Genomic DNA, 2,079 nt, shown 5'->3' with positions numbered 1-2,079 from the left:
GAAAGACGTGATAGCCTGCGAAAAGCTCCGGGGAGGCGGCAAATATCCTGTGATCCGGAGATGTCTGAATGGGGAAACCCACTTACCATAAGGTAGGTATTGCATGATGAATACATAGTCATGCAAGGCGAACGAGGGGAAGTGAAACATCTCAGTACCCTTAGGAAAAGAAATCAATTGAGATTCCCTCAGTAGCGGCGAGCGAAAGGGGAAGAGCCCATTAAGTCATATAAGTTCTAGTGGAACGCTCTGGGAAGTGCGACCGTAGACGGTGATAGTCCTGTACACGAAAGGGCTTATATGATGATGTCGAGTAGGGCGAGGCACGTGAAACCTTGTCTGAATATGGGGGGACCATCCTCCAAGGCTAAATACTCCTGACTGACCGATAGTGAACCAGTACCGTGAGGGAAAGGCGAAAAGAACCCCTGTGAGGGGAGTGAAATAGATCCTGAAACCGCATGCATACAAGCAGTGGGAGCCGACTTGTTCGGTGACTGCGTACCTTTTGTATAATGGGTCAGCGACTTATATTCAGTAGCAAGGTTAACCGAATAGGGGAGCCGTAGGGAAACCGAGTCTTAATAGGGCGCATTAGTTGCTGGGTATAGACCCGAAACCAGGTGATCTATCCATGAGCAGGTTGAAGGTTGGGTAACACTAACTGGAGGACCGAACCCACTGTCGTTGAAAAGCCAGGGGATGACTTGTGGATAGGGGTGAAAGGCTAATCAAACTTGGTGATAGCTGGTTCTCCCCGAAAGCTATTTAGGTAGCGCCTCGGACGAATACCATTGGGGGTAGAGCACTGTTTCGGCTAGGGGGTCATCCCGACTTACCAAACCGATGCAAACTCCGAATACCAATGAGTACTATCCGGGAGACAGACTGCGGGTGCTAACGTCCGTAGTCAAGAGGAAAACAATCCAGACCGCCAGCTAAGGCCCCAAAATTATAGTTAAGTGGGAAACGATGTGGGAAGGCATAGACAGCTAGGAGGTTGGCTTAGAAGCAGCCACCCTTTAAAGAAAGCGTAATAGCTCACTAGTCGAGTCGGCCTGCGCGGAAGATGTAACGGGGCTAAAACTATATGCCGAAGCTGCGGATGCATAATTTATTATGCGTGGTAGGGGAGCGTTCTGTAAGCCGATGAAGGTGGATTGAGAAGTCTGCTGGAGGTATCAGAAGTGCGAATGCTGACGTGAGTAACGACAATGCGAGTGAAAAACTCGCACGCTGAAAGACCAAGGGTTCCAGTCCAACGTTAATCGGGGCTGGGTGAGTCGACCCCTAAGGCGAGGCCGAGAGGCGTAGTCGATGGGAAATTGGTTAATATTCCAATACTTCTGTGTAATGCGATGAGAGGACGGAGAAGGTTAAGTCAGCCTGGCGTTGGTTGTCCAGGTGAAAGGTTGTAGGCATGCATCTTAGGCAAATCCGGGGTGCTCTATGCTGAGAACTGATAGCAAGCTGTACTTGTACAGTGAAGTGGCTGATACCATGCTTCCAGGAAAAGTCTCTAAGCTTCAGTTACACAGGAATCGTACCCGAAACCGACACAGGTGGTCAGGTCGAGTAGACCAAAGCGCTTGAGAGAACTCTGCTGAAGGAACTAGGCAAAATGGTACCGTAACTTCGGGAGAAGGTACGCTGCTTTTGGTGATGGAACTTGCTTCCTGAGCTGAGAGCAGCCACAGAAACCAGGCCCCTGCAACTGTTTATTAAAAACATAGCACTCTGCAAACACGAAAGTGGACGTATAGGGTGTGATGCCTGCCCGGTGCTGGAAGGTTAATTGATGGGGTTAGCGTAAGCGAAGCTCTTGATCGAAGCCCCAGTAAACGGCGGCCGTAACTATAACGGTCCTAAGGTAGCGAAATTCCTTGTCGGGTAAGTTCCGACCTGCACGAATGGCATAATGATGGGGGCGCTGTCTCCAGCAGAGACTCAGTGAAATCGAATTCGCCGTGAAGATGCGGTGTACCCGCGGCTAGACGGAAAGACCCCGTGAACCTTTACTGCAGCTTGACATTGAACTTTGATCTTACTTGTGTAGGATAGGTGGGAGGCTTTGAAACC

At 50.0% G+C, this 2,079-nt stretch carries 1 rRNA gene; it reads left to right on the top strand.

Going from position 1 to position 2,079, the window contains the following annotated elements:
• Positions 1-2,079 (top strand): 23S ribosomal RNA (locus FTU90_RS15855); the annotation flags it as partial.

It is taken from the genome of Acinetobacter sp. YH12200 (genome assembly GCF_013418175.1).
Lineage (GTDB): Bacteria > Pseudomonadota > Gammaproteobacteria > Pseudomonadales > Moraxellaceae > Acinetobacter > Acinetobacter pseudolwoffii.
This window is presented reverse-complemented; position numbering and strand designations above follow the sequence as displayed.